At 33.4% G+C, this 24,611-nt stretch carries 22 protein-coding genes; 9 read left to right on the top strand and 13 right to left on the bottom strand.

The features are described from left to right. The first annotated feature begins 89 nt into the window (after nucleotides 1-89). The 6 genes from ABD011_RS10095 to ABD011_RS10070 all read left to right on the top strand — a co-directional run bounded on the left by ABD011_RS10095 (nucleotide 90) and on the right by ABD011_RS10070 (nucleotide 8,832). Nucleotides 90-701, top strand: a complete 612-nt coding sequence (locus ABD011_RS10095; RefSeq protein WP_343797966.1) for a hypothetical protein — start codon at nucleotides 90-92, stop codon at nucleotides 699-701. A gap of 15 nt (nucleotides 702-716) precedes the next feature. Continuing rightward, nucleotides 717-2,531: a CocE/NonD family hydrolase gene (locus tag ABD011_RS10090; protein ID WP_343797964.1), complete on the top strand. Its 1,815-nt coding sequence runs from the start codon at nucleotides 717-719 to the stop codon at nucleotides 2,529-2,531. Between the two features lie 397 nt (nucleotides 2,532-2,928). Continuing rightward, nucleotides 2,929-3,471 (top strand): DUF488 domain-containing protein, encoded by a 543-nt coding sequence (locus tag ABD011_RS10085; protein WP_343797962.1) that lies wholly within the window; start codon nucleotides 2,929-2,931, stop codon nucleotides 3,469-3,471. Between the two features lie 8 nt (nucleotides 3,472-3,479). Then, the gene (locus ABD011_RS10080; protein ID WP_343797960.1) at nucleotides 3,480-3,959 is read left to right on the top strand and encodes a DUF488 family protein, N3 subclade; all 480 of its coding nucleotides are present in this window, start codon (nucleotides 3,480-3,482) and stop codon (nucleotides 3,957-3,959) included. Nucleotides 3,960-3,961: 2 nt separating this feature from the next. Beyond that, on the top strand, nucleotides 3,962-4,558 hold the full coding sequence (locus ABD011_RS10075; protein ID WP_343797958.1) for a dual OB domain-containing protein: 597 nt from the start codon (nucleotides 3,962-3,964) through the stop codon (nucleotides 4,556-4,558). Nucleotides 4,559-4,992: 434 nt separating this feature from the next. Then, nucleotides 4,993-8,832 (top strand): T9SS type A sorting domain-containing protein, encoded by a 3,840-nt coding sequence (locus ABD011_RS10070; RefSeq protein WP_343797956.1) that lies wholly within the window; start codon nucleotides 4,993-4,995, stop codon nucleotides 8,830-8,832. Nucleotides 8,833-8,925: 93 nt separating this feature from the next. On the opposite strand, the gene ABD011_RS10065 is transcribed toward ABD011_RS10070, so the two are convergent. The 11 genes from ABD011_RS10065 to ABD011_RS10015 all read right to left on the bottom strand — a co-directional run bounded on the left by ABD011_RS10065 (nucleotide 8,926) and on the right by ABD011_RS10015 (nucleotide 20,055). Further along, nucleotides 8,926-9,498, bottom strand: a complete 573-nt coding sequence (locus ABD011_RS10065; RefSeq protein ID WP_131506671.1) for a DUF6515 family protein — start codon at nucleotides 9,496-9,498, stop codon at nucleotides 8,926-8,928. 161 nt (nucleotides 9,499-9,659) lie between these two features. Beyond that, complete coding sequence (locus ABD011_RS10060) at nucleotides 9,660-10,400, bottom strand: LytR/AlgR family response regulator transcription factor (RefSeq protein WP_343797953.1); 741 nt, start codon at nucleotides 10,398-10,400, stop codon at nucleotides 9,660-9,662. 3 nt (nucleotides 10,401-10,403) lie between these two features. Beyond that, nucleotides 10,404-11,435 carry a sensor histidine kinase gene (locus ABD011_RS10055; RefSeq protein ID WP_343797951.1) on the bottom strand — a complete coding sequence of 344 codons (1,032 nt, stop codon included), beginning with the start codon at nucleotides 11,433-11,435 and terminating at the stop codon, nucleotides 10,404-10,406. 15 nt (nucleotides 11,436-11,450) lie between these two features. Then, nucleotides 11,451-11,849, bottom strand: a complete 399-nt coding sequence (locus ABD011_RS10050) for a DoxX family protein (protein WP_343797949.1) — start codon at nucleotides 11,847-11,849, stop codon at nucleotides 11,451-11,453. A gap of 125 nt (nucleotides 11,850-11,974) precedes the next feature. After that, entirely contained in the window at nucleotides 11,975-13,228 is a 1,254-nt protein-coding gene (locus tag ABD011_RS10045; protein WP_131507211.1) for an arylsulfotransferase family protein, read from the bottom strand. A gap of 310 nt (nucleotides 13,229-13,538) precedes the next feature. After that, nucleotides 13,539-14,759 carry an ABC transporter permease gene (locus ABD011_RS10040; RefSeq protein WP_343797947.1) on the bottom strand — a complete coding sequence of 407 codons (1,221 nt, stop codon included), beginning with the start codon at nucleotides 14,757-14,759 and terminating at the stop codon, nucleotides 13,539-13,541. After that, a complete protein-coding gene (locus ABD011_RS10035) occupies nucleotides 14,756-15,505 on the bottom strand; it encodes an ABC transporter ATP-binding protein (protein ID WP_343797945.1) in 750 nt (249 codons plus the stop codon). The genes ABD011_RS10040 and ABD011_RS10035 overlap by 4 nt, the downstream gene beginning before the upstream one ends. 7 nt (nucleotides 15,506-15,512) lie before the next feature. Beyond that, nucleotides 15,513-16,748, bottom strand: a complete 1,236-nt coding sequence (locus ABD011_RS10030) for an efflux RND transporter periplasmic adaptor subunit (protein ID WP_343797943.1) — start codon at nucleotides 16,746-16,748, stop codon at nucleotides 15,513-15,515. Nucleotides 16,749-16,759: 11 nt separating this feature from the next. Continuing rightward, the gene (locus tag ABD011_RS10025) at nucleotides 16,760-18,088 is read right to left on the bottom strand and encodes a TolC family protein (protein ID WP_343797941.1); all 1,329 of its coding nucleotides are present in this window, start codon (nucleotides 18,086-18,088) and stop codon (nucleotides 16,760-16,762) included. Between the two features lie 171 nt (nucleotides 18,089-18,259). After that, a complete protein-coding gene (locus ABD011_RS10020) occupies nucleotides 18,260-19,315 on the bottom strand; it encodes an NAD(P)-dependent alcohol dehydrogenase (RefSeq protein WP_343797939.1) in 1,056 nt (351 codons plus the stop codon). 98 nt (nucleotides 19,316-19,413) lie between these two features. Then, nucleotides 19,414-20,055 (bottom strand): hypothetical protein, encoded by a 642-nt coding sequence (locus ABD011_RS10015; protein WP_343797937.1) that lies wholly within the window; start codon nucleotides 20,053-20,055, stop codon nucleotides 19,414-19,416. 263 nt (nucleotides 20,056-20,318) lie between these two features. Here ABD011_RS10015 and ABD011_RS10010 point away from each other — a divergent pair, with 263 nt between their 5' ends. Genes ABD011_RS10010 through ABD011_RS10000 form a run of 3 tightly spaced genes read left to right on the top strand, consistent with a single transcriptional unit; the run spans nucleotide 20,319 to nucleotide 23,233 of the window. Then, a complete protein-coding gene (locus tag ABD011_RS10010) occupies nucleotides 20,319-20,903 on the top strand; it encodes a YceI family protein (RefSeq protein ID WP_343797936.1) in 585 nt (194 codons plus the stop codon). 6 nt (nucleotides 20,904-20,909) lie between these two features. After that, complete coding sequence (locus tag ABD011_RS10005; protein WP_343797934.1) at nucleotides 20,910-22,661, top strand: S41 family peptidase; 1,752 nt, start codon at nucleotides 20,910-20,912, stop codon at nucleotides 22,659-22,661. Then, on the top strand, nucleotides 22,658-23,233 hold the full coding sequence (locus tag ABD011_RS10000) for a hypothetical protein (RefSeq protein ID WP_343797932.1): 576 nt from the start codon (nucleotides 22,658-22,660) through the stop codon (nucleotides 23,231-23,233). Before ABD011_RS10005 ends, ABD011_RS10000 begins: the two co-directional genes overlap by 4 nt. On the opposite strand, the gene ABD011_RS09995 is transcribed toward ABD011_RS10000, so the two are convergent. Together ABD011_RS09995 and ABD011_RS09990 are read right to left on the bottom strand one after the other, a co-directional pair. Continuing rightward, nucleotides 23,234-24,160 (bottom strand): EamA family transporter, encoded by a 927-nt coding sequence (locus ABD011_RS09995; RefSeq protein WP_343797930.1) that lies wholly within the window; start codon nucleotides 24,158-24,160, stop codon nucleotides 23,234-23,236. 18 nt (nucleotides 24,161-24,178) lie between these two features. After that, nucleotides 24,179-24,604 (bottom strand): SRPBCC family protein, encoded by a 426-nt coding sequence (locus tag ABD011_RS09990; RefSeq protein WP_129760054.1) that lies wholly within the window; start codon nucleotides 24,602-24,604, stop codon nucleotides 24,179-24,181. Nucleotides 24,605-24,611 lie beyond the last annotated feature (7 nt).

Raw genomic sequence — 24,611 nt, 5'->3', positions numbered from 1 at the left:
ATGCTGTTATGTTACGCTCCTGTACTTTTTGTTTTATAAATGTAAAACCTGCCCTTAATTTGTATTGTAAATCATTAAAAACGAACATTATGAAATCTTTTACAGTTCAAAAATTTTTGGTAAAATTAGTAGTAGCTATAATAGTATTGCTTCTAACATCTTGCAAAAACAATCCAGAAACAACAGTCACTAATCAACCTGTACTATCTGATTATAACTTGGGAGAAAAATGGGTATGGAAATACAAAGGCGTTACTGATGAAGGCGAAGTACGATCTGATGGAACAGATACTAGAGCCATTGTTAATTTTAATGGTGAATTAGGAATGACTATAGATAAGGATACCGTTTTAGTCTCTGATATTGTAAAGCCTGAAGACAGTGAAACACCAAGATATAAATGGCCTTTGGAAGTTGGTAAAACATGGACCTATGAAAAAGACTGGACTAGTCAAGATGGTACTACAGGAAAACAAAGTCAGGATGTAGAAGTATTATCCTTTAAAGAAGAAACAGTGGGAGCAGGAACATTTATGGCTTACACCATAACCTATAAAGGAACCATTTCTAATTCAAGAGGCTATAGTGCCAAAACAGATGAAGTATGGTTGTATGCTCCAAAAATCAAGAACTTTATAAAAATGACCCAAGTACAAGACGGTTTTTCTTATACCGAAGAGTTAATTGAGTATTCAAAATAAAACCAATACAATTAAATGAGAGTATTTAAACTATTAAAGGGCATAATTTTTTTACTGCTATTAGTGTTGGTTGCTTGTAATTCAATAACCGAAGCGCAACAAGAACCTAGAACCGTAAATAGAGAAGGTAAAGCATATTTGGTACAAGACTCTGTACTAATCACCACTAGAGATGGTGCAAAAATATCTGCTATAATTGTTAGGAGTAAAGCAGAAACAAAACCACAACCAACCATACTATTCCATACCATATATACGCGTAAAGATGATATCAATAGAGCTTATGAAGCAGCCGATAAAGGCTATGTAGGTGTGGTGTCATACACTCGAGGAAAACATTTAAGTCCAAATACAATAACACCTTATGTACATGAGGGTAACGATGTTTATGATGTTATTGATTGGATTGCAAAGCAAGAGTGGAGCAATGGCAAAGTGGGTATGTATGGTGGTAGTTATGCTGGCTTTGTACAGTGGGCTTCAATGAAAGAAAAAGTACATCCAGCTTTAAAAACTATTGTACCTTCAGTAGCTGCGGCTCCTGGTATTGCTGAACCTATGGAAAATGGTGTTTATTTTAACTTTCATTATCCTTGGTGGCATTATGTAACCAATAACAAAACCCTCGATACCACTTCGTATTATAATGGTAAACGCTGGAATGAGTTATATTTAAATTGGTATAAAAAAGGTGTTGCTTATAAACGTTTAGATAGTTTAGATGGTCTTCCAAATCCAGGATTCAATGAAAAATTAAAACATCCAACATTTGACAATTACTGGAAAGGTATGACTCTGTATAACAAAACAGATTTTGCTAAAATAGATATACCTATCTTAAGTACTACAGGGTATTATGATGGTGGACAATTTGGAACAATGCACTATTTAAAATCCCATTATCAATACCATACCAATGCTGAGCAGTACCTTTTAATAGGACCTTATTCACATTTTGGAGCGCAAGAACATCCAGAAAAACACATTCTAGGTTATGATATAGACCCAGTAGCTCAAATAGATATTAAAGCCCTCATCTTTCAATGGTTTGATTACATTTTTAAAGGTGCCAATAAACCTGCTTTGTTAAAGGATAAAATCAATTATCAAGTCATGGGCACCAATACTTGGAAACATGCAGCTTCATTAGATAAAATAGCTACAGATACTTTAAAGGTGTATTTAAGTCAGCAACGTTCTGGTGTAGCGTTTAAGTCGACTTATGACACAGGAAATCTAGGTGTCAATGAACACTTTAGTTTAGCTCACACTGCTGATGCCTCAAGTTATATTGAACAAACAATTGATATGTCTGATCGTAGTCAATTCTCTTGGAATTTAAGTGGTAATCGTAACCTTGTATCAAATACCTTAACGGTAGGTCAAGGCTTCTCGTTTGCAACAGAACCCTTTGAAGAAGATACAGAGCTTACAGGAGCGATAAGTGGCGTTTTAAATCTGTCTATCAATAAAAAGGATTTTGATTGTAATGTGTTGCTTTATGAACAAACCGCTGATGGCCACTTTTTTAGTTTAACACTGCCATTTACAACCAGAGCAAGTATGTCTAAAGACATTGAAAACAGAAACTTGTTAGCACCAAATGAAAAGACCGCAATACCTATTAGTAATTTTAGAATGACAAGTAAGATGCTAAAAAAAGGAAGTCGAATAGTTGTTCTTGTTAATGGAGTAAAACATCCTTTTTCACAAATAAACTATGGTACTGGAAAAGACGTAAGCAACGAAACCATTAAAGATGCTAAAGAACCTTTAACAATTAGGTGGTATAATGATAGTTACATTAACATTCCTATACATAAACATTGATTTTAAATAGTCTTGATCAAGCCTTATATCAAATACCTTAAATATAATTTCTATAGCACTTAAAAAAGCTGTTACATAATTATTGTTGATATAAATCACAGAATAGGATTTTAAGTTTCTATCCGCTATATTTCACACATATTACTTTTGTGTTATAATGTTCTCGCGTTATGTAACTTGAGCTTTGGATAAAAGCTAAAGTTTAGACTCAATTTCTTTATAAAATTTTATTTCAAAAGTTTCTTTACGATGTTAATGAAACCCGAAGGGTTTACGAGCACCTATTTATTAAAATAGCGTGTGCGAGTAAACACTCTTTATGCGACGACGTAGGAGGGAAGTACAATATGTGTGGAATGAGTTTTGATATACAAAGTTTAAATCTTAACTTTGAGATATGATGAGTACAATATATTCTATAGGTCATGGAAATAAAAAAATTGATTCATTCATTGATGAATTAATTAAATATGATATTGAATATTTATTTGATGTTAGGTCGTCTCCATTATCAAAATTTAACCCACAATTTAATAGACCTCTCTTACAAGAGGATTTAAAAGAACATTCTATAACTTATATTTATGCAGGTGAGCAATTAGGTGGATTACCAAAAGATCAAACTTGTTATACAAATGGTAAAGTTGATTATTCTAAAATAGCAACAAAAAAATTTTTTCAAGAAGCAATTAAAGTTTTAGTTGAAGCAAATGAAGAAAATATGAAAATTGCTCTAATGTGCAGTGAATCGAATCCTAGTGAATGTCATAGAAGTAAACTAATTGGACAAGAATTGTTAAAGCATAATATTTCTATTAAACACATTGTACCAAATAAAATAAAAGAACAAAAAGTAGTAATAGATGAGCTTACTAAAGGAAAAAATATTGAAAATTTATTTGGTGAAAATGGCTTAACATCTAGAAAAACTTATATTTAAAATACTATATGAACTTTCACACTATTGGCGTCTATAATTCCACTGAAAAAGAATTTTTTGATAAACTACTAAATAATAATATAGATACATTTTGTGATATTCGTCAAAGGCGTGGTGTAAGAGGTTCAAAATATTCTTTTGTTAATAGTAAAAGGCTTCAAAATAAATTAAGCGATTTAGGAATAAAATATTTTCATTTCCTAGATTTAGCACCAACAAAAGAAATTAGAGAGTTACAAAAGTTAGCGGACTTAAATAATCAGGAGCTAAAAAGAGATAGAAAAACATTAGGACAGGTATTTATTAAAGAGTATAAAAAACAGATTCTTAATTATTTTAACTTTAATGATTTTTTATACGAACTAAAAAAATCAAGCTCAAATAATGTAGTATTGTTTTGCGTTGAAGAATCACACAATGCATGTCACAGGTCAATAGTTGCAGACAAATTGAATAATGATTTCAAGTACAATATTAAAAATATCTAATATTGGAAGTACTTATAACATCAAAAACACTTTGGGGAAAAAATTTTTGTATTGGTGGTATAGAAATAGCAACTAATAGGTTTGTTAGACTAATGACTACAATAGGAACCTATCAGCCTTTAAATGCTCCCTATCAAATAGGTCAAATTTGGGATTTGGATTATTACAACAGACCATCTTTACCACCACATGTAGAAGATGTATGGATATATAGAAATAATGGTCTTGTTCGAAATATACCTAACCTTGTTAATTATATTATTCAAAATTGTTTAATTTGGAATGGAGATTTTAATGTGTTATATGGAGGAAGATTAAGTTGGACAAACGGTAGTGGTTATCTTAATAATCCAAACAATTTGCCAAATAATAGTGTCGGTTTCTGGATATGTAATCAAGATTTGCATTGGGATGGAAGTCAATACTACATTTACCAAAGACCTCTATTTAGAACAAACAAAAAAATTAAATACAAAGGAGTTGTTCCACCTATTTCCATAATACCAGCAGGTACTATAATAAGAGTTTCTTTAGCTAAGTGGTGGAATGGACAAGGTGGCGAAAACAGGTGCTATCTACAATTGTCTGGTTGGTATTAGTATAAAGTTCACGAGAATCGCGTAAAACATTTTGAAACGTACATTTTATCAAATACGGGAAAGATAGCTATTCATAATTACTGTAGCTATAAATAATTACTGTAGCTATAAATAATTACTGTAGCTATAAACCAAAATTCAAAGTTCTATTACTACTTTACTCAAATAAATTAAATGTCTTATAATTTATATTATGTAAAATAGAATTTTATATAGTATTAACCTATTCTTTACTTAATCAATACTGCTAACAAACTTCAAACTACAAGCTTTACAGTTTACTAATGCCATTTAATCTATTAGTATTGTGTATTATATACTACACAACAATTATTTAACTCAAAAATCTCTGTAGTTAACCAATACATAATGTTTAGTTACAATTGTAATAATATGTCACGAGTAATTTCAGCATTTAATCCAAAACAAACATTATGTACAAAAAAATTACACTTTTTAGTGCCCTGTTATTGACTTATTTTGCTGGTTTCTCGCAGGTTTCCTTACAGATTACTGAAATATGGCCTGGAAATGGCGATGGTGATAATCTTACTGCCGATTGGTTTGAAATCACCAATGTTGGTGATGTTGCTTGGACACCTGCTATGGGTGACCTCTACTTTGATGATGTTTCTGAAGACCCTTTAGATGCTGCGCTTATTAGCGGAATCACTAGTATTCAACCTGGTGAAGCTGTAATAGCTATTGACGATACAGATACTGCAGAGTTTATCGCAATTTGGGGAGCATACTACAACTTAACAAATGTTCAAATTGGTACCTACTCTGGTGCTGGTCTTGGTGGTGGCGGAGACGCTGTAACACTATTTATGAGCATTGGAGCTCCTGTAGATGCAAGTACTATTGTAGATGTTAAAGCCTATCCTGATACCGAATTTAATCCTGGTCAGTCTTATGACGTTACTAAAGGCGACTTTAGTGTTATTGGTGAGCTACCTTATGAACCTGTAGCTACAGCAGGTAATGATATGTATGAATCGGCTGTTGGGTCTCCTGGTAATATGGGTCCTGCTCTACCAAATTTACAAATCACCGAAATATGGCCTGGGAATGGTGAAGGCGATAACCTTACTGCAGATTGGTTTGAAATCACCAACTTAGGCCCTGGACTATGGACTCCTGCATCTGGAGACCTTTACTTTGATGATGTTTCTGAAGATCCTTTAGATGCTGCGCTTATTAGCGGAATCGCTAGTATTCAACCTGGTGAGGCTGTGATAGCTATTGACGATACAGATACTGCAGAGTTTATCGCAGTTTGGGGAGCGTATTATAACTTAACAAATGTTCAAATTGGTACCTACTCTGGTGCTGGTCTTGGTGGTGGCGGAGACGCTGTAACACTATTTATGAGTGTTGGAGCTCCTGTGGATGCAAGTACTATTGTAGATGTTGAAGCCTATCCTGATACCGAATTTAATCCTGGTCAGTCTTATGACGTTACTAAAGGCGACTTTAGTGTTATTGGTGAGTTACCTTATGAACCTGTGGCTACCTCTGGTAACGATATGAATGAATCGGCTGTTGGGTCTCCTGGTAATATGGGTCCATTAGCACCTTCAAGCCTTACTATTGAAGTAAATACAGCTAGTTTAACATCCTATTTAAACCTTCCGCAAACAAATGCTGGTTATGTAAGTGGTGTAATTAATGACCCTACCGATCCTGCTAGTACAATAGGTATTCCTTTCATAATTGCTGATGCTGAAACTCCACTAGCCGATTTAGTAGTAACAGCAACTAGCAGCGACGAAGCTATAGTGCCTAATACCAATTTAGTATTAACAGGAACTAATGGCGAACGCCAACTTACCATCACTCCTATTGCTTTAGGGTTTACCACTATTACAGTTACTGTTGAAGATACTGATATGAATACAGCAACTTATACCATTAGTTATGCAGCTTCTGAAGCTTCTGTAGTAGCATCTACAAGTCGTTTTCATACAGGAGCGTCTGATGGTTCAACAGGTATTGCTATAGATACTGATTACATTTGGATTGGTGATGACGAAGACCAAACCTTAAGGTTATACAACGGAAATCACTCAGGATTACCAGTTCAAGAAATAGATTTTAATACTGCACTTGGTATTACTGAAGAAGCTGATTTGGAAGGGTCGTTTCAACTAGGAAGCACAATCTATTGGATTGGGTCTACTTCAGAAGAAGATAGATCTCTAATATTCACTACTACTCTATCAGGAACTGGAGCTACTTCTATCCTTACCTATGGCGATAAATACACGAGTTTACATAATGACCTATTAGCTTGGGATGCCAGCAATTCTCATGGCTTAGGCGCTAACTTTTTTGGTTTGAGTACAATATTAGAAATTGAAGCATTAGCTTTAGCTCCAAATAGTACAACAACAGCTTATTTGGGATTGCGTAGTTCAACTTCAGAAGGAAAAGCAATTGTAATTCCTGTTACTAATTTTACCAGTTTACCAGGAATGGCAGATGGTTCTGCTACTTTTGGAGCTCCTATTTTAATTGATTTAAACGGAAGAAGTTTAAGAACCATGGAGTGTAATGCTGATGGATGTATATTAATTGGTGGACCATTTAGTGTGCAAACAGACTTTAAATTATACACATGGACTGGTAATGCAATGGACACGCCAGAATTAAGAAGTGCTGATTTGTCAGCGTTAAATACTGGTGGTTCTTTTGAAGGTTTAGTAGCATTACCAAGCTCAACCTTTATGGGTATTGATGGTGATACTGCTACTGTGAAGCTATTAGTAGATTTAGGAGCTACAGTTATTTATAATGATGGAACTGAAAACAAAGACCATCGTGCTGAATGGAAAAAGTTTAGAAGTGATACAGTAACACTAGGAACTGTAACTGAACCAATGATTAATACACCTGTTATCAATGAATTTGTGGCTGACCACACAGGTGGTGATACTGCTGAATATATTGAAATCTATGGAGATCCTTTCACTGATTACTCAGCATATACTGTCGTAGAAATCGAAGGTGATAGCGGTTCAACAGGATTAATAGATGATGGTACGTTTACTTTGGGAACTACTGACGAAAACGGATTTTGGACTACACCTTTACAAGCAAATATTATTGAAAACGGAACAATAACTTTATTATTAGTTGAAAACTTTACAGGAGTTATTGGTGACGATATTGATACTAATGACGATGGTGTTATTGATGTTGAGTATTGGGATACAATTGTAGATGGTATTGCAAGTTCAGATGGTGGAGCAACTGACTTAGTATATGCTTTAGATTTAGACCCAAACTTTGATGGTGTTGGTTTTCAAGTTGGTGGTGCCTCTCGTATTCCTAATGGTGTAGATACTGATACTACTGCTGATTGGATGAGAAATGACTTTGATGGTGAAGGTCTTATAGGCTTTACTGATGGTACTCCTGTAGAAGGAGAAGCGATCAACACACCTAACGCATACAATAAACCTGTTGGTCCAATCTTAAACATTACTGAGATATGGCCAGGGAATGGTGATGGTAGCAACCTTACAGCAGACTGGTTTGAAATTACTAATAACGGACCAGTAGCTTGGACACCAACTTTGGGAGGATTATATTTTGATGATGATTCACAAGATCCTGCTTCTGCTGTATTAATAAGTGGTATTACTTCAATACAACCAGGAGAGTCTGTTGTAGCTATCGATGCTGCTGATACAGCTAACTTTATCACTATTTGGGGAGGAGTTTATAATCTTACTGATGTGCAAATAGGTACATACGCTGGTGCTGGTCTTTCTGGTGGTGGTGATATGGTAACACTATGGATTGGAAATCCTTTAACTGTAGGAACTATTGTTGATGCCGAAGCATATCCTGATACGGCAGCTTACCCTGGACAGTCTTATGATGTTGAAAAAGGAGGTTTTAGTATTATTGGAGAAGCACCTTACGCTCCAGTTGCTACAGCTGGTAACGATATGGGAGAACCTGCTATTGGTTCACCAGGTAACCAAGGACCTACACTTAGCGTTGAAGACCTTACCGCTAATACAAGTAAAGTGAAAGTATTTCCACTTCCATTTAATAGCGAATTGAATTTAGTAATTAGCTTACCAACTTCGGTTCAATCTACTGTTCAAATAGTAAACCTATTAGGAACTACAGTGTACAGTAAAGAAATGACATTAACTAATGGTAGAACAACCCTAGGAAATATGTCGGCATTAGCATCAGGTATTTATATTTTAAATATCCCAGAGTTAAACATTGCAATGAAGATTGTTAAGAAGTAATAAAAAACTTGAATACATAAAAAGCCAGTTAGAAATTAATAAACTAACTGGCTTTTTTTTAAAAAAACTAACCAATCTTAATAAAAAAATCTTCTAAGAAGCTATATCTATAATACCTACAACTTCATAAGCTCTTGTACCATTGACTTGTATCTTTTCGTATAAAATATTTGCATATTCATAGTATGTAAGACCGTCAATTACTACCTTTTCATAACCAGAAGGTAATTCACTTACAATGGTTCCTACTTCTGGGTCAACCACTTCATATTCATTGTTTAAGTGAACATAAAATATACCGTTAGCATAATAATAATTAAACCCTCTATGGCTGATACGTTTATGGTTAGTAGGTAATACTTTTATTTTAAAACCTACTTTTGGAGCAATTACAATATAACGACCTCTTGAGAGTGTATAATACTTGTTGTTATCATAATAATAGCTTTGTCCATTATGCTTTAAAACAGTTCTATTAGGTATAGTTCTTACCGATTCAACTTTTGTCTTTTCTTTTTTATAAGTCACTCTAGAACTTGAAATTCTTGTACTAGTTGAAGTTCTGCTATTTTCATTAATTGTACTTCTTCGCGTTTGACTATAAGATGTTGATACTGCTATTACCAGTACTAGAGGTAACATGCTTTTTTTAAACAGTGATTTCATAATACATTAGTTTTTAATTAAACGTTGCTCTCGTAGTAAATAGGTATTTACGATTATAGAGTAAATTTAGTTTGAACACAGGTTTAAAACGAATGAAATAGAAGTAATGGTTAGTTGTATCTACAAATGAGGTAATTTTATAGACTTAACAACTAATATGGTTATAAGTTTAATGAGTTGTTATTTATAAACTCTAAGAATTTAGTCTTGTATTGTTCAGATACAGTAATGCGTTGCTTGTTGATAATAATTTGACTACGCTCAATAACATCTATATTACTTAAAGACACAATAAATGAACGATGTACACGCATAAATTGAGTTTCTGGTAATTCTTGTTCTAAAGATTTTAAACTCATTAAGGTTAGAATTGGCTTAGGTTCGTCTTTTAACCAAATTTTAATGTAGTCTTTTAAGCCTTCAAAATACAATACATCCGCAAGTTTAATACGTAGTTGTTTGTATTCTGATTTTACAAATAAAAATTCTTTTTCCTTAGAGACAATTTCAGACTGTTTGGTTTTTCCATTTAACAATTCAAACCATTTTAACGCTTTGTTAGCTGCGGTTAAAAATTCGGCATAATCAAAGGGTTTTAACAAGTAATCTATAGCATCTACTTTAAAACCGTCTAAAGCATAATGATCAAAAGCAGTTGTGAAAATTACTCGTGTATTTTTTGGGAGCATTTTTGAGAACTCTATTCCGGTTAAATCAGGCATTTGTATATCCAAAAACAGTAGGTCTACAGGGTGTTCATTAATGTATTGCATTGCCTCAATAGCGCTACTGCATTTGGTTTTGAGTTCTAAGAATGGTGTTTTTTCAATATAGCTTTCAACTAAATTTAAAGCCATAGGCTCATCATCTACAGCGATACAAGATATTTTTAAGCTACTCATATTTTAAATGGTTTCTAATTCTAAATTTACGATAAAAAGGTTGTTTTCTACCCTAGTGTTAAATTTATATTTACCTGCGTATAAAAGTTGTAAACGTTTTTCTAGATTTTGTAATCCAATGCCAGAACCACTTTTGTCTTGAGTGTTTTTGGGGAAATTATTGTTTTTTGTTTTGAATATAACCTTATCACCTTCTAGAGTCATTAAAATTTCAATTTTACTGTCTTGATTGGCAGATACTCCATGCTTAAACGCATTCTCTATTAATGAAATAAACAGTAAAGGAGCTATTTTAATATGACTTCCATTTTTTGGAAAACTAAAATTTACAAGAGTTTTTTCCGAAACACGTAGCTTCATTAACTCTATATACTTGGTCATAAATTCTATTTCCTTGTTTAGTGCCACTTTTTCCTCTTTAGTTTCGTACAACATATATCTCATTAGCTTACTTAAACTATGAATAGAAGTTTTTGCCTGCTCTGGCGAAATATCTACCAACGCATAGATGTTGTTTAATGAATTAAAAAAGAAATGTGGTTGTAACTGATAGTGTAAATGTTGTAACTCGGATTGTAATTTAAAATTAGCAGCTTCCTTACGCTCAGCTTCGGTTTTTACCCAACGCTTGGTCGTTTTTACCGCTATTGAGAATAATAAAGGTGCTAAATAAGAAAACATTTGCACATAAATCATCATTTTTAAAGGTGGACCTTTACCATCATTGTTTTTTGGACGACCTAAATCTGAAAAAATAGTGCTTTCTATCTGTTCTTTAGCCGTAATACAAACAGCAATTATTAAAACATTAATAAGTATAAAAAGAAGAGTTTCCTTTTTGAACAAATACTTATCAATTAAAATAAAAAAATTAGTATAAAAAATGATGGCATAAAAGAATATTGGAATCCAAAAATGCGCAATTATTCTACTAATGTCTTGCTCTTGCCCATATGAAAGAATATAAGGCATGCTAAATAATACCAGCCAAACTAGTACATGAGCAAATAGTGTTATTTTTTTGTTTTTATCCATAAATAAAGATGGGTATTAGTCCCAATTATTTTTCGAAGATATTGCATATTTTCCAGCTCCAGTAAAAAATAATGCTACCGAACCAAACGTGTAGAAATAAATTAATTCGTTTTGAAGCGCTCCTTTGTCTGAAATCGAAAAAATATCATTAGTATGAGCAAGAAAAATAATAAATAACATTCCAACAAAAAATACTAAAGACGCTAGTCTTGTTCTATAGCCAACTAGTATAATTAATGGTGCAATTATTTCTGTAATGTAAGCGCCATAAGCCATAAGCTCTGGCAAACCATTGGTGCTTAACATCCCTTTTATACCATCTAAATGGCCTAATTTTGCGATACCGTGAAATAGCATTAAACCAGCGACTGTTACTCTAAGGATTAGTAAGCCTAAATTGGTGTTTTTTTTCATTATTTCTATATTTTTTATGAGCTAGTTTCTTATTTTACAATGGAATCTGCTAAGGAAGCAGATTCCATTGTAAAATATACATATTATTGATGTTTTAATACGTATATATTCTAAAGAATCTATATTTATAATCCTAATGCTGTGGTTGCAGGTGAGTCTATATCTATAGGATAGGTTCTCCAAATAGAATTATAGTTACTATTTTTCCATAACACTTCTCCACTTTCATTGACTTCCCAAATTGTTCCTGCTGTACCTTCTCCTATTAAGGTGTTTCCATTACTCATTCTTCCGGCACTACTTGTTGTTAGGCTATAAAGATCAGTGTCAGTAAATTCCCATGTCACAGTTGGTTCATTGTCTTGTCCTGCCACTAATTGATAAGGTGGATTAAGTTCGTATTCGATTACGGCAGATTGACCATTGTAAATATTATTGGAATATACTAGCATATTTCCCGTATCTAATAGGTTTGGGTAGTGTACACGATTTAATGTTATCGTCCCAGTGTTGTCATAAGTGTCTGGATTGCCAAAACGATATACCAAATCGCCACCTAAACCATAGTTTCCACCAGTATCTGAAGCAGCTTCGGTAGTTGTTGTGCTATGATCTATTACCCAAACTTCATTATAATAATTCACTGTAACATATATTAAATCGTTAGTTTCATCTACAGTGATACCATTTGCATGCATTATATCACCATCAGATTGACTACTATTGTAATTGATGTTTATTTTGTTTGGATTATTAGCAACTACGCCATAATTGTCTTTAGTACTATCGTAATCTTGAATTAAATGCTCTTTAGCATGCCATTCCCAAACCACCTCATTGGTTTCTGGATTTAGCTCTACGATTGCTTCTGGATAAATAGCATTATTAGCTGAAAACCCCATTTGCTCAGCTTCGGTTGCTGTAACTTCTTCCCATACAAGAAAAATAATGTTTCCGTTAGATAGATAATCAAAATCATGATGTGCTCTATAGCTAGATCCAGAATATGACACTTCCCAATCTGTACTCTGGTCTGCATTTATTTTTCTAAACTTTCCGCCATAACCACCAAACGAAATGTTAGAGTTGTTTGTTTTTAACTCTACAATTAAGCTTCCATCATCCTGCAGTTCTGCATCATTACCTAATTGTTCTCCTGTAAAATCCCATTCAAATAGCTCGTCACCATCATGATTAATTAAAAAAACACTGTTAAAATTAGTGTCAACAACCATAATGTAGGAGTTAGTGTCAATACCTTCAATCTCACCTGTGCTATCATCATTAGAGATTTCGTTTGTGTCATCATCGCTACATCCCATAATAGTTAAGAGTATGGAACATAGAACTAAAACTTTGCTGTACGTGTTTGTTTTCATTCTCTGTGCTAAATAATTCATATTTTTCTGTGTTTGATTATGAAATAAATTAACTGCAGAAAATAATAACGAGAAATACAAATCTACGTTTAGGCTAATTTTATCTACTAAAAAATATATTTTAGAGATTGAGTGTTTTGTGTTAGCGCAAAAAAGGTAAAACAAAAAAAGAGTCAACCCAATGGAATTGGATGACTCTCTTTAACTAACTCAATTATTTATTATTAAAAATCAGTCCTAATCATAAAAATATATAGCTTGTTTAGGAAAGACATTTTGTTTTCATTCTATTTTGAAGTTTTATAGTTTATTACTCGTAGCGCAATGCTGTTATTGGGTCTAAAGCCGAAGCTTTTCTTGCTGGATACCATCCAAAAAAGATACCAGTTATTGCACAAACTGCAAAGGAAATTATTATTGAATATAGCGCAACACTTGTTGGCCAGTTTAAGAAATTTTCAATAAAAACTGTGGCTCCTAAACCTAAAGCTACACCTAAAACACCACCTGTGATACTTATTAAAATGGCTTCTATTAAAAACTGCATTAAAATGTCTGAACCTTTTCCGCCAACAGCCATACGCAAGCCTATTTCTTTGGTACGTTCTTTTACAGACACGTACATAATATTCATAATACCAATACCACCAATTAATAGTGAAATTCCTGCTACAGCAACCAATAAAACGGTTAGCATTTCACTGGTAGAACTAAAGGTTGAAATTAATTCTTCCATAGAACGTACTGTAAAGTCATCATCTTCAAAGTCTTGTAATTTGTGCTGTTCTCTTAAAATTTCGGTAATGATTTCTACAGCTTCTGGTGCATCATCTTCACTAACTGCAGATGCCATAATTTGATTTAAATAATCGATAGCCAGAATACGTTTTTGAACGGTTGTAAATGGTGCTATTACAATATCGTCTTGATCTTGTCCAAAGGTGTTTTCACCTTTTTCTTCCAAAACGCCAATCACTTTAAACGGAATGTTGTTAAAACGAATCATTTGTCCAACAGGTTCTTCACCATTAGGAAATACATTATCTACAACAGTTTGCCCAATAAGTGCTACTTTCGATGCTGTGTTTACTTCGGCGTCAGTAAACATACTTCCGCTTTGTAAACCGACCACTTTAATGTCTAAGTATTCTGGATACACACCATAAATGCTACTCGGCCAGTTGTTAGAACCGTTAATTACTTGTCCACTACTGTTTACAACTGGTGTACTGTTTGATAGCAAGTCAACCTTTTCTTTAATAACGTTGTAATCTTCTAAAGTAAGGGTTTGCACATTACCTCCACTCCCTCTTGCAGGACCTCTATCATCTGCACCAGGTCTTATGGTTATCATGTTAGAACCCATACTAGAAATAGTAGAGCGAATGCTCTCTTTAGAACCTTCACCAATGGCTAACATAGCAATTACTGAAGCCACACCAATGATAATGCCTAACATAGTAAGCAAGGTTCTCATTTTATTTAGAATAATAGCTTTATAGGCTATTTTTAGTAGATTTAATAGTCTCATGACAAATGATTTTCTAAAGGTAATTTTGCGAGTTGATCTGCAGCAGATTGTACCTTATGATTTTTATAATCTTGCATTATTTCGCCATCTTTTAAAACAATGGTCCTACTACTAAAGGTGGCAATATCAGGTTCATGTGTTACAAAGGTGATGGTAATCCCTTTTTTATTGAGCTCTTGAAACAAGGTCATAATTTCGTACGATGTTCTGGTGTCTAAGTTTCCTGTGGCTTCATCTGCTAATATCATGACAGGATTGTTAACCAAAGACCTTGCAATAGCAACACGTTGTTGTTGTCCTCCTGAAAGTTGCGAAGGAGTATGAAACAATCTGTCGCCCAAACCAACCATCTCTAAGGCGTTAATTGCTCGTTTCCTTCGCTCTTCAGAAGTTACTTTGCTATTATATAATAAGGGTAATTCAACATTTTCTATAGCACTTGTTCGTGCTAATAAATTATACGATTGAAAGATGAATCCTATCTTTTTGTTTCTAATGGTTGCCAATTCGTTTTTAGATAAATCTTTCACCTTTACTCCATCAATTTCATAATTACCAGAAGAGGGTTGATCTAAACAACCTAGAATATTTAACATGGTACTTTTACCAGAGCCACTAGAACCCATTATGGTAACAAATTCGCCTTCCTCAATGGTGAATGAAATGCCTTTTAACGCATGAACCGTTTCTGAGCCCATGGTAAATTGACGCTTTAAGTTTTCTATTTTAATCGTTTCTTTAGCCATGATATTTTTATTTTTTTGCTCCTGGTGGTTTTGGCATAAACGGACTCTCATTAGAACCTTGTGGTGCTCCTGATGTTGCTACGTTTCCGCCTTTTAAGCTATATACTAATTGTTCACCTTTAGAAACACCTTCTAATATCTGTACATTAACACCATCACTTGCGCCTAATTTTACAGATTTTGGTGTTATGGATTTATCACTATTTAATACCCAAAGCATTGTGGTTTCTTCATTTGGTTGTTCTTTGTTGTTTTCTGGACCACCATTTTGAGAACGCTCTGGCATTGTTAAGTTATTTTGCTCTAAATATTGAGCCATTATTGCTGGATCAGGTTTGAAGTTTACTGCTTTAGCTTCAGTTGTTAACACCTCTTTTAACTCTAAAGTATATATAGAAATAGTAGCTGTTAATCCTGGTTTTAATTTTAAATCTGAATTGTGAGCTTTTATTACTACAGTATATGTTACCACATTGGATGTTGTGGTAGGATTAAGACGAACTTGTGTTACTTCGCCTTCAAAGGTTTCACCAATGTATGCATCTACTGTAAAGGTTACGCGCTGTCCTTCTTTTACATTGCCTATATCGGCTTCATCCACATCAGCTTCTACTTGCATTTCCTTTAAATCTTGTGCAATGGTAAACAGTGTTGGTGTACTATAACTTGCTGCAACGGTTTGCCCTTCGTCTATATCTCTAGATAACACCACACCATCAATAGGTGAATAGATATTAGCATAGCCTAAATCTGTTTTTGCTGTTTGAAGCTCAGAATATCGTTGTGTTACAGTACCTTTTGCTGTTTGAAAGCTATACAGCGCGTCGTCATAATCTGCTTTGCTGATTACTTTATTGTAATAGAGTGTTTTCTGTCTGTTGAATATAGACTCGGTATAATTTTTTTGACTCAAAGCGTTGTCATAATTAGCTTGAGCTTGTATAACTTTTGCTTTAAGATTAGTTTTGTCTAGCTCTGCAATTAATTGACCTTCTTTAACCTCACTGTTATAGTCTACATATATTTTTTCTACCACACCAGAAACTTGTGTACCAACATCGACTTGTGTTATTGGCTCAATAGTACCTGTTGCAGTTACTAATGTGGTTACATTGCCAGTAGTAGCTTCGATAGTTTTAGCTTCTACCAAAACAGTTTCGCTTGGTTTAAAAACATTGTAAAGTATCAGTGCAATTATGGCTACTGAGATACCTGCTATGAGTATTTTTTTATTTCTTTTCATTTCTTCTATAATTAAAGTGTGATAGCGTTTCCTTGATAAAATTCTAGTAATTGGTGATATAATATGTTTAAATATTTTGCTTGTAAATAGTCTTGTTGCGCACTCGTGTAGGTGTTTTGACTAATCACCAAATCGGTAGTGCTCAATCCGCCTAATTCGTATTTTTTTTGTGCCAATTCATAAGATTGTTTAGCAGCTTCCATAGAAGATTCTGCTGCTACTAATTGCTCTTGAGCAGATAACGCATTTTGATAGGCAGTTTCTACTTTAAGGTAAATTTCCTTTTCTGTACTTTGCTTTGCTATTTCTGCTTTTTCAATATTGATTTTAGCTGTTTTTACTGCAGCTTTGGTTTTGTTTCTATTGAAAATAGGAATGCTTAACGATAAAACAATTCGTTGATTAAAATTCACATTAAACTGGTCTGAAAAGGTGTTACTATCTATACTAGTATATCCTGTGCCAAGACTAGAAGTTAAAGACAGTGTTGGAAGATAACCGCCTTTTGCAATGTCTAAATCTTTTTCGCTAGCTTCAATAGCAATATTACTAGCATTTACTTCTGGCAAAATACCTAGAGCTTTATTGTATATAACATGTTTGTCTAACAATATGGAAGAGTATTCTGTGTCATTGTCTAGTGGTTCTATTTCAATATCTTGAGTAGGGTTTAGCTCAAGTAATTGTTTTAAAGCAATAACGTATTGTTGATAGGTGTTTTTAGCATTTATTAATGCATACTTATTGGTTGAGGCTTGACTTTGAGCTTCCGTATAATCACTTAGTGCTATAGTTCCTGCATCTAATCTAGCTTTAGCTCGTTTCACTTCTTGCTCAGTAGACTTTAAATTATTTTCCGCAATGGTTATTCCCTCTTTAGCGTGTAAAATTTGAAGATAGTTTTCTAAAACACTTAGTATGATGTTATTTTTGGCTTCTTCTTCTAAAAAATGACTTTGGCTTATCAATAAAGCATTTTGACTTATTTGATTATTAATTTGATTACCTTGAAATAAGGTTACGCTACTGTTTAAACTAACATTTGTGCTGTGAATTTGATCACTTACATAATCACTAGTGATTGGGTCTATAGAGTTACCGTTTGTGAAACTTTGAGATGCTGAACCTGTTAGGTTTGGTAATCTTGAAGATTTAGCTTCAAGATAATTAACATCTGCTTGAGATTTGTTTAAAGTAGCATCTTTAATTGAAATATTGTTCTCTACAGCATAATTAATGCAGTCTTGTAGTGTCCATGTTTTTTTAGTTGTAAGGTCATTAGTTTGCGAAAACCCTACGTGAACTAAAAAGAGCATTAATAGTATTTGAAGTCGTTTCATTTAACGTGTATTTTTAATTTACACATCAAAAGTGAAACAAACAGCTATCTTAATAAAGTGTAATAGACAGTTAAGAGAATTGACTATACGTTTTGGGGTATTTTATAGATGAAGATTTATGAGCAATCATGAAAAAAAGCTCTTAATTTTAGTCAAGAGCTTTTTTTGAAATTAATTTTTAATTGACTTCATATCAATTACAAAGCGATACTTCACATCGCTTTTTAACATACGCTCATAAGCAGTATTTATCTCTTGGATATTTATCACTTCAACATCTGAAGTAATATTGTGCTTACCACAAAAATCCAGTAACTCTTGGGTTTCTGCAATTCCACCAATTAAAGATCCAGCAACCGATTTACGTCCCATAATCATTGGAACGGTTACCAACATTGGGTCTAATGGTCCTAAATAACCAACCACTACTAACGTGCCATTGGTGTTTAGTGTGCCTATATACGGGTTTAAATCATGTACATAAGGAACTGTATCAATAATAACATCAAACGCGCCTGCAACGCTTTGCATTTGAGCGTCATCTGTGGAAATAACAACCTGGTCTGCTCCTAGGCTTTTAGCATCTTCTATTTTATTAGTAGACCTTGAAAATAATGTAACATGTGCACCTAAAGCATGTGCTAGTTTAATAGCCATATGGCCTAAACCACCAAGCCCTACAACAGCTACTTTACTGTCTTTACCAACATTCCAATGTCTTAAAGGTGACCATGTGGTAATACCTGCACACAATACAGGAGCAATGCCTGCTAAATCTAAATTCTCTGGGACTTTGAGTACAAAGTCTTTATCAACAACTATAGTTTCTGAATAGCCTCCATGCGTATTGGTTTGTAAGTGTTTATCAAAACCTCCATAGGTGCCAACCCATTCAGGACAGTATTGTTCTAAGTCGTTTTTGCAATTATTACAGGTTCTGCAAGAATCTACCAAGCAACCTACAGCCACCAAATCGCCTATTTTATAATTGTCAACATTCTGTCCTATTTTGGTAACTTTTCCAACTATTTCATGACCTGGTACTACTGGGTACTGTGTCATTCCCCAATCATTTTTAGCAAAGTGTAGATCAGAATGACAAACACCACAATACAAAATGTCGATTTCAACATCTGTTGGTGTTATTTCTCTTCTATCTATTTTTAAAGGTTTTAAATCAGCTTCAGGAGATTCAGAACCATAAGCCTTAACTTCTGTTGTGTTCATAATACAATGGATTATTAGTGAATACTAAAAATACAAAATATCAGTCAAACAACTTGTCTTTACTATAAGAATACTAAGTTTTGAAAAAGAACAATTTGCTAATAAGCAGCAGCATCTGCTTTTAATATAATATCTTTTGTAGCAACTAGCATATCGCCTTCTTGAGTGGTAGTCAATAAGCAATCAATACCTTTACGTTTTAAGCGTTTACGACAGGTTTTCGTGATTAATGGGTCATTGTCAAACATGAACGCAGATAAGTTATAGGCTTTTTCTCCTGGAACTTTAACAATAGGAAAGATTTGCTTTGGGCTTCGTCTTTCAGGTTGTGTTATAGGAATAATGGCTTCTCCAGGCATAAAAGTGTATAAAGTATATGTTCCGTTTGCATCAGTTTTTACCCAACCTCTATGTTCAATATACTTTTTACCATGTTCTTTTTTAATGTCATACTCTCCTGCTTCATCAGCATGTTCAATATACAACACAACATCTTTTGCAGGTGTAACACCATCACTTAAATAAATGGTTCCTGTAAGTTTAAGTTTGTTGGTTGTAGCGTCAAACCCTGGAATTGTGTCAACATTGTTTAAGTTAACTTCGGTGTAATCGTAAACAGGACTACGCTTTTTATAGTTGGTTGGAATTTCATCTGCAATACTTGCGGTTAATAGTGTACTTTGTGCAAAAGCAGTACTTGCAAATAACGCTAAAAACAAAAGTGTAAATACATTTTTCATGGGACATCATACTTTTAATCCTTTCAAAATTAACGCACTAATACGCTTTAAACATAAAAATCTTATGAACGTAATAATTTTACGATAAAAGGACGTCTAAAACCATTAAAGGAAAAAATCACCGCTATAATGCATTGCCGAATTATTGATAATTGCCCTCTCCATCTACTTTTTGAAACTATTTGCACTTCTTTTACACTTTTTTGACATTTAAAAACACTGCTCCTACTAGTTTTACTGATGAATTTTTAAATCACATCATCATGAAACGAATTGTTATTGCATTATTACTTGTGTCATTAAGTATTTTAACCCTTAACGCACAAAACAACTTTGCCATAGATACTGAACAGAGTATCATACACTGGAATAGTTCCATGCTGTTTAGTTTTGGAGGTCACCATGGAACAGTTAAGTTTAAAGAGGGTTACTTGGAAAGTGATAAAGGCTACATTACTGGTGGACGCTTTACAGTTGATATGAATACCATTATCAATACTGATGGAGAGTTTAGTCAGAACTTAGTTGACCATCTAAAGAATGACGATTTTTTTGATGTTGAAGTGTACCCTACTTCTACTCTAGTAATTACCAAAGCAAAGTATATGGACAATGGTAAAATACATATGGATGGAAATCTTACTATCAAAGGAATTACAGAATCCATACGTTTTGAAGCTTTAGTGGAGAACGAGTTTAGTATGATGGGAAATGACAGAAAGCTGGTTACAAAGTTTAAGATTGACCGTACAAAATGGAATATTATGTATGGTGCCAAAAGCATTATAGATATTAAGGATTATGCTATTTCTGATGCTATTGAGTTTGAAGTTGAACTATTTTACTAAATAATTATGCTAAAATCATTTATCCTTATTTTATTTGGTGTTGCTACTACTCTACTAAGTTGTGGTAATACCAATAAAACTGCAACACCTTCGGTTACAGTTGAAGTTTCAACTAATGCTGATACTGAAAAGCGTTCCATTTCTGCAGAATTAAAAGCTAATGGTCATTTGCCAATTGAAGCACAAGTAGCGCTTTACCTAAAGCTAAAAGAGGAAAATCCAACTGCTTATAATTTTGATAATGAAGATGAGCTAACCATGTATGGTTATGGGTTTTTATGGAATAATCAAACAGATGAAGCCTTAGAGATATTTAAGTTGATTGCATCTCAGTTTCCTAATTCGTCCAATGCGTATGATAGTTTAGGAGAAGCTTATATGAAAAAGGGAAATATGGAGTTGTCACTAAAAAACTACGTGAAGTCTTTAGCTATGAATCCTGATAATTTTAATGCTGAAGACCAAATTGAACGTATCAAGTTTCCAAACAATAAACCAATTACTCCACAAGAAAAGTTTGTTAAGGTGTATTCTGTTGAAGATTACAAAGCAGACTTAGACCAACTAGGACACAAATTAATAGAGATTAATCCTAATGCGCTTAAGTTTATTTCTAAAGAAGACTTTTGGGCTATTATCAATCAAAAAAAGTCACTGATAACACCACAAACTACTTATGGTCAGTTTATATGGCATTGTAGTGAAATTATAGCAAGTATCAATTGTTCACATACTACATTGGGAGGATTTTGGCAAGAGAGTGAAATGCTAAAGGATGTTAGCCTTATTTTTCCATTGCAAACACGTTGGGTAAATGATAAGCTCTATGTGGTAGATGCAATGAGCAATTCTGATATGGTAAAACCAAAAGACGAACTACTGAGTATTAATGGTATAACAGTTTCAAAACTTGTTAACGACATCTGTAAACATATTGAATCACAAGGGTATACAGAGACTACCAAGAAGCATTTCTTTAATAGTTGGTCTACTGAACTTATTCCGTATGCACTTAGTTTTCCTAAAACGTATACGATTACTATTAAAGGCAATGAGAACCCAATTATACTAAACAAAGCAAAAGATTTTAAGGCGCCTTACAGAGATAATTCAATTACACCATGTGAAGCTAATTTGTGTTTAGAGTTTTATGATGATACAGCTACTGCACTTATGACTATTAGTTCGTTTAACTATTACCCATGGAATAACCTTCAGGAGTTTAAGGATTTTATAGATTCTAGTTTTAAAAAGATTGAAACCAGAAACATTGAAAATCTAATTATTGACTTACGTTTAAATGGAGGTGGTTCTGCGGAGTCTAGTATTTACTTATTGAAGCATTTAGCGAAAGCACCATTTAAATACTTTGTAAACTCTATGCATTCTTCAGAACATGAAATCCACCAACCAGTTTCCAATACGTTTAAAGGTAACTTGTATGTTATGATTGACGGAAACGGAAAATCAACAACTGGTCATTTTATGGCTTTAGCAAAAGAATTGAGCTTAGGAACTATAGTAGGAGAAGAATTAGGCTCTAATCAGCTTTGTACAGCAGGACAAACAGTATGTCGATTGAAGAACACAAAACTACAATACTATGTCGCTAATACAGCAAGTAGAGTTGCTGTTAAAACACTACCTGACACAACTGGAGTATTGCCAGATATTACAGTAATACAACCTATTGAAGACTATTTGAATAATATAGATACCGTTAAAAATCATACTCTAAAACTTACCGAAACAAAATGAAACAATTACTAATATGTTTTGCAATTTTAATAACTACACTAGTTAGTGCTCAAGATGAAACGCATCAAAATCTTTTGGTAACAGATAGCACTTGGGCAAAGGAAGTATTTAAGTTTCCTATTGGTTTTGCTCAGGATATTTCATATTCAGGTTTTGAAGAAGCTCAATTTCCAAAAGGTTGGGGAACTAAAGAGAGTCCTAGGTTTTGGTCTTATGCTTTTGTTTGGCATATAGAAGGTGAAATTGACATTGATGAGCATACTTTAGAAAATGATTTACAGCTTTATTTTGATGGTTTAATGGATATGAAAACAAATGGAAATATTGAAAATGACATATTAAAAACTAATGTATTATTAGTTAAAACCAAGACAAGTTATAAAGGAAAACTAAAAACATTTGACCGTTTAAAAACTAAAGAAATAATAACATTAAATGTCACTGTAGAAGAGCATTACTGTAAAGACAAGAATACTACTTTACTCCTTTTTAGGTTTTCACCAAAGTCTTTTGATGATAGCATCTGGAATGAATTGAATACCATAATTCTTAAAAACAATGTGTGCTATTAATTACACTTGCTTTCTATTGAATCTAGAAAATAGAACAAGTTTCTTTTTGGTATTGATAAAGTACACTCCTGTAAGCAATATTACAGCTGCCAATACTGATTGAACTGTGATAGCTTCATCTAAAAAATACCATCCCAAAAACAATGCAACTATTGGGTTGACATAAGTAGATGTCGCTACTTTTTCAGGAGATACTGCTTTTAGTAAATAATTAAATGAGGTAAACGCAACAATACTTCCAAATACAATAAGCAATACCATAGATATTTGAACATCTAAACTCCAGACATTAGGTGTGGACCACCTTTCTCCAAAAGCTAAACTAGCAATGAAAAGCATAATGCCACCAGTAAACATTTGATAACCTGTATTGATAAAATAATTGTTTGGTAAATCGGCTTTACCAACAAATAAACTGCCATAAGCCCAACTTAGCATACAAGCAAAAATCATAATCATGCCTAGTATGGAGTTTTCTTGAGCTATAATTTGTTTTTGACTTACTAAAAGGTAAATACCAACAATACCAAGAGCAACACCTATTAGTGACATAGGTTGTATTTTTTTGCCTTGTAAAATTCTCATTAAAATAAGAATAACCAAAGGTTGTGCTGAAATTTCTAAAGCTGCAAAACCACTATCTACATATTTTAAAGCCCAAACCACTACTCCATTTCCAAAAGTTAGAAACAAAAAGCCAGCAACCATTGTATTAAGCAGTTGCTTTTTGGTTATTTTTATAGAGATACCCATAGTTTTTGCAATCCCAAAAATTAAGATGCCTGCAACTGTAAATCTAATTGACGCTAGCATAAATGGAGGTAACTCCATCACTGCAATTTTGTTAAGTAAATAGGTAGATCCCCAAATGACGTATATAGAAAAGAACGCCAATACAATGAGTAATTTGCTTTTAGGTTGGCTCATTTAATGTGTTAGGTAACTTTATTTAGTTAAATAGTTATATAATGATTCTTTAATAATGTGTTTCCAGCCTCCAGTAAAATTAGATTTGTCAAAATCTGGATGATCAGGAAACGTTTCAATACCTTCATGCGTTACAGTAATAGTAGTAGATTTTGCATTTCCATCTAAATAAAACGTTACAAAGGACTTCCCTACGTAACCTTTATACTCCCAACTATACTGTAGCTTTTTTAGAGGAATAACTTCGGTAATTTCACACAGGTGATTAAATTGCTCACCTGTGTGTCCATAACCTATAAATTCAAATTTAAACCCTTTTTCAGGTAAAAACTCTTCAAGTTCAAAATACCAGTTTTTCATCTGGTCTTTATGTGTTATTGCTTTCCAAACACGTTCAATTGAAGTGTTTACTTTTTGCGAAACAGTAACGATTTTATCTGACATTGAAATT

The sequence above is a fragment of the Gaetbulibacter jejuensis genome (assembly GCF_039524015.1).
Classification (GTDB): domain Bacteria; phylum Bacteroidota; class Bacteroidia; order Flavobacteriales; family Flavobacteriaceae; genus Gaetbulibacter_B; species Gaetbulibacter_B jejuensis.
The sequence above is the reverse complement of the archived record's forward strand: the minus strand, read 5'-3'. Positions and strand labels throughout refer to the sequence as shown.

Coding starts and splice junctions, on each gene's coding strand:
- ABD011_RS10095 (WP_343797966.1), top strand. CDS start 90: ATGAAATCTTTTACAGTTCAAAAATTTTTGGTAAAATTAGTAGTAGCT.
- ABD011_RS10090 (WP_343797964.1), top strand. CDS start 717: ATGAGAGTATTTAAACTATTAAAGGGCATAATTTTTTTACTGCTATTA.
- ABD011_RS10085 (WP_343797962.1), top strand. CDS start 2,929: ATGATGAGTACAATATATTCTATAGGTCATGGAAATAAAAAAATTGAT.
- ABD011_RS10080 (WP_343797960.1), top strand. CDS start 3,480: ATGAACTTTCACACTATTGGCGTCTATAATTCCACTGAAAAAGAATTT.
- ABD011_RS10070 (WP_343797956.1), top strand. CDS start 4,993: ATGTACAAAAAAATTACACTTTTTAGTGCCCTGTTATTGACTTATTTT.
- ABD011_RS10065 (WP_131506671.1), bottom strand. CDS start 9,498: ATGAAATCACTGTTTAAAAAAAGCATGTTACCTCTAGTACTGGTAATA.
- ABD011_RS10060 (WP_343797953.1), bottom strand. CDS start 10,400: ATGAGTAGCTTAAAAATATCTTGTATCGCTGTAGATGATGAGCCTATG.
- ABD011_RS10055 (WP_343797951.1), bottom strand. CDS start 11,435: ATGGATAAAAACAAAAAAATAACACTATTTGCTCATGTACTAGTTTGG.
- ABD011_RS10050 (WP_343797949.1), bottom strand. CDS start 11,849: ATGAAAAAAAACACCAATTTAGGCTTACTAATCCTTAGAGTAACAGTC.
- ABD011_RS10045 (WP_131507211.1), bottom strand. CDS start 13,228: ATGAAAACAAACACGTACAGCAAAGTTTTAGTTCTATGTTCCATACTC.
- ABD011_RS10040 (WP_343797947.1), bottom strand. CDS start 14,759: ATGAGACTATTAAATCTACTAAAAATAGCCTATAAAGCTATTATTCTA.
- ABD011_RS10035 (WP_343797945.1), bottom strand. CDS start 15,505: ATGGCTAAAGAAACGATTAAAATAGAAAACTTAAAGCGTCAATTTACC.
- ABD011_RS10030 (WP_343797943.1), bottom strand. CDS start 16,748: ATGAAAAGAAATAAAAAAATACTCATAGCAGGTATCTCAGTAGCCATA.
- ABD011_RS10025 (WP_343797941.1), bottom strand. CDS start 18,088: ATGAAACGACTTCAAATACTATTAATGCTCTTTTTAGTTCACGTAGGG.
- ABD011_RS10020 (WP_343797939.1), bottom strand. CDS start 19,315: ATGAACACAACAGAAGTTAAGGCTTATGGTTCTGAATCTCCTGAAGCT.
- ABD011_RS10015 (WP_343797937.1), bottom strand. CDS start 20,055: ATGAAAAATGTATTTACACTTTTGTTTTTAGCGTTATTTGCAAGTACT.
- ABD011_RS10010 (WP_343797936.1), top strand. CDS start 20,319: ATGAAACGAATTGTTATTGCATTATTACTTGTGTCATTAAGTATTTTA.
- ABD011_RS10005 (WP_343797934.1), top strand. CDS start 20,910: ATGCTAAAATCATTTATCCTTATTTTATTTGGTGTTGCTACTACTCTA.
- ABD011_RS10000 (WP_343797932.1), top strand. CDS start 22,658: ATGAAACAATTACTAATATGTTTTGCAATTTTAATAACTACACTAGTT.
- ABD011_RS09995 (WP_343797930.1), bottom strand. CDS start 24,160: ATGAGCCAACCTAAAAGCAAATTACTCATTGTATTGGCGTTCTTTTCT.
- ABD011_RS09990 (WP_129760054.1), bottom strand. CDS start 24,604: ATGTCAGATAAAATCGTTACTGTTTCGCAAAAAGTAAACACTTCAATT.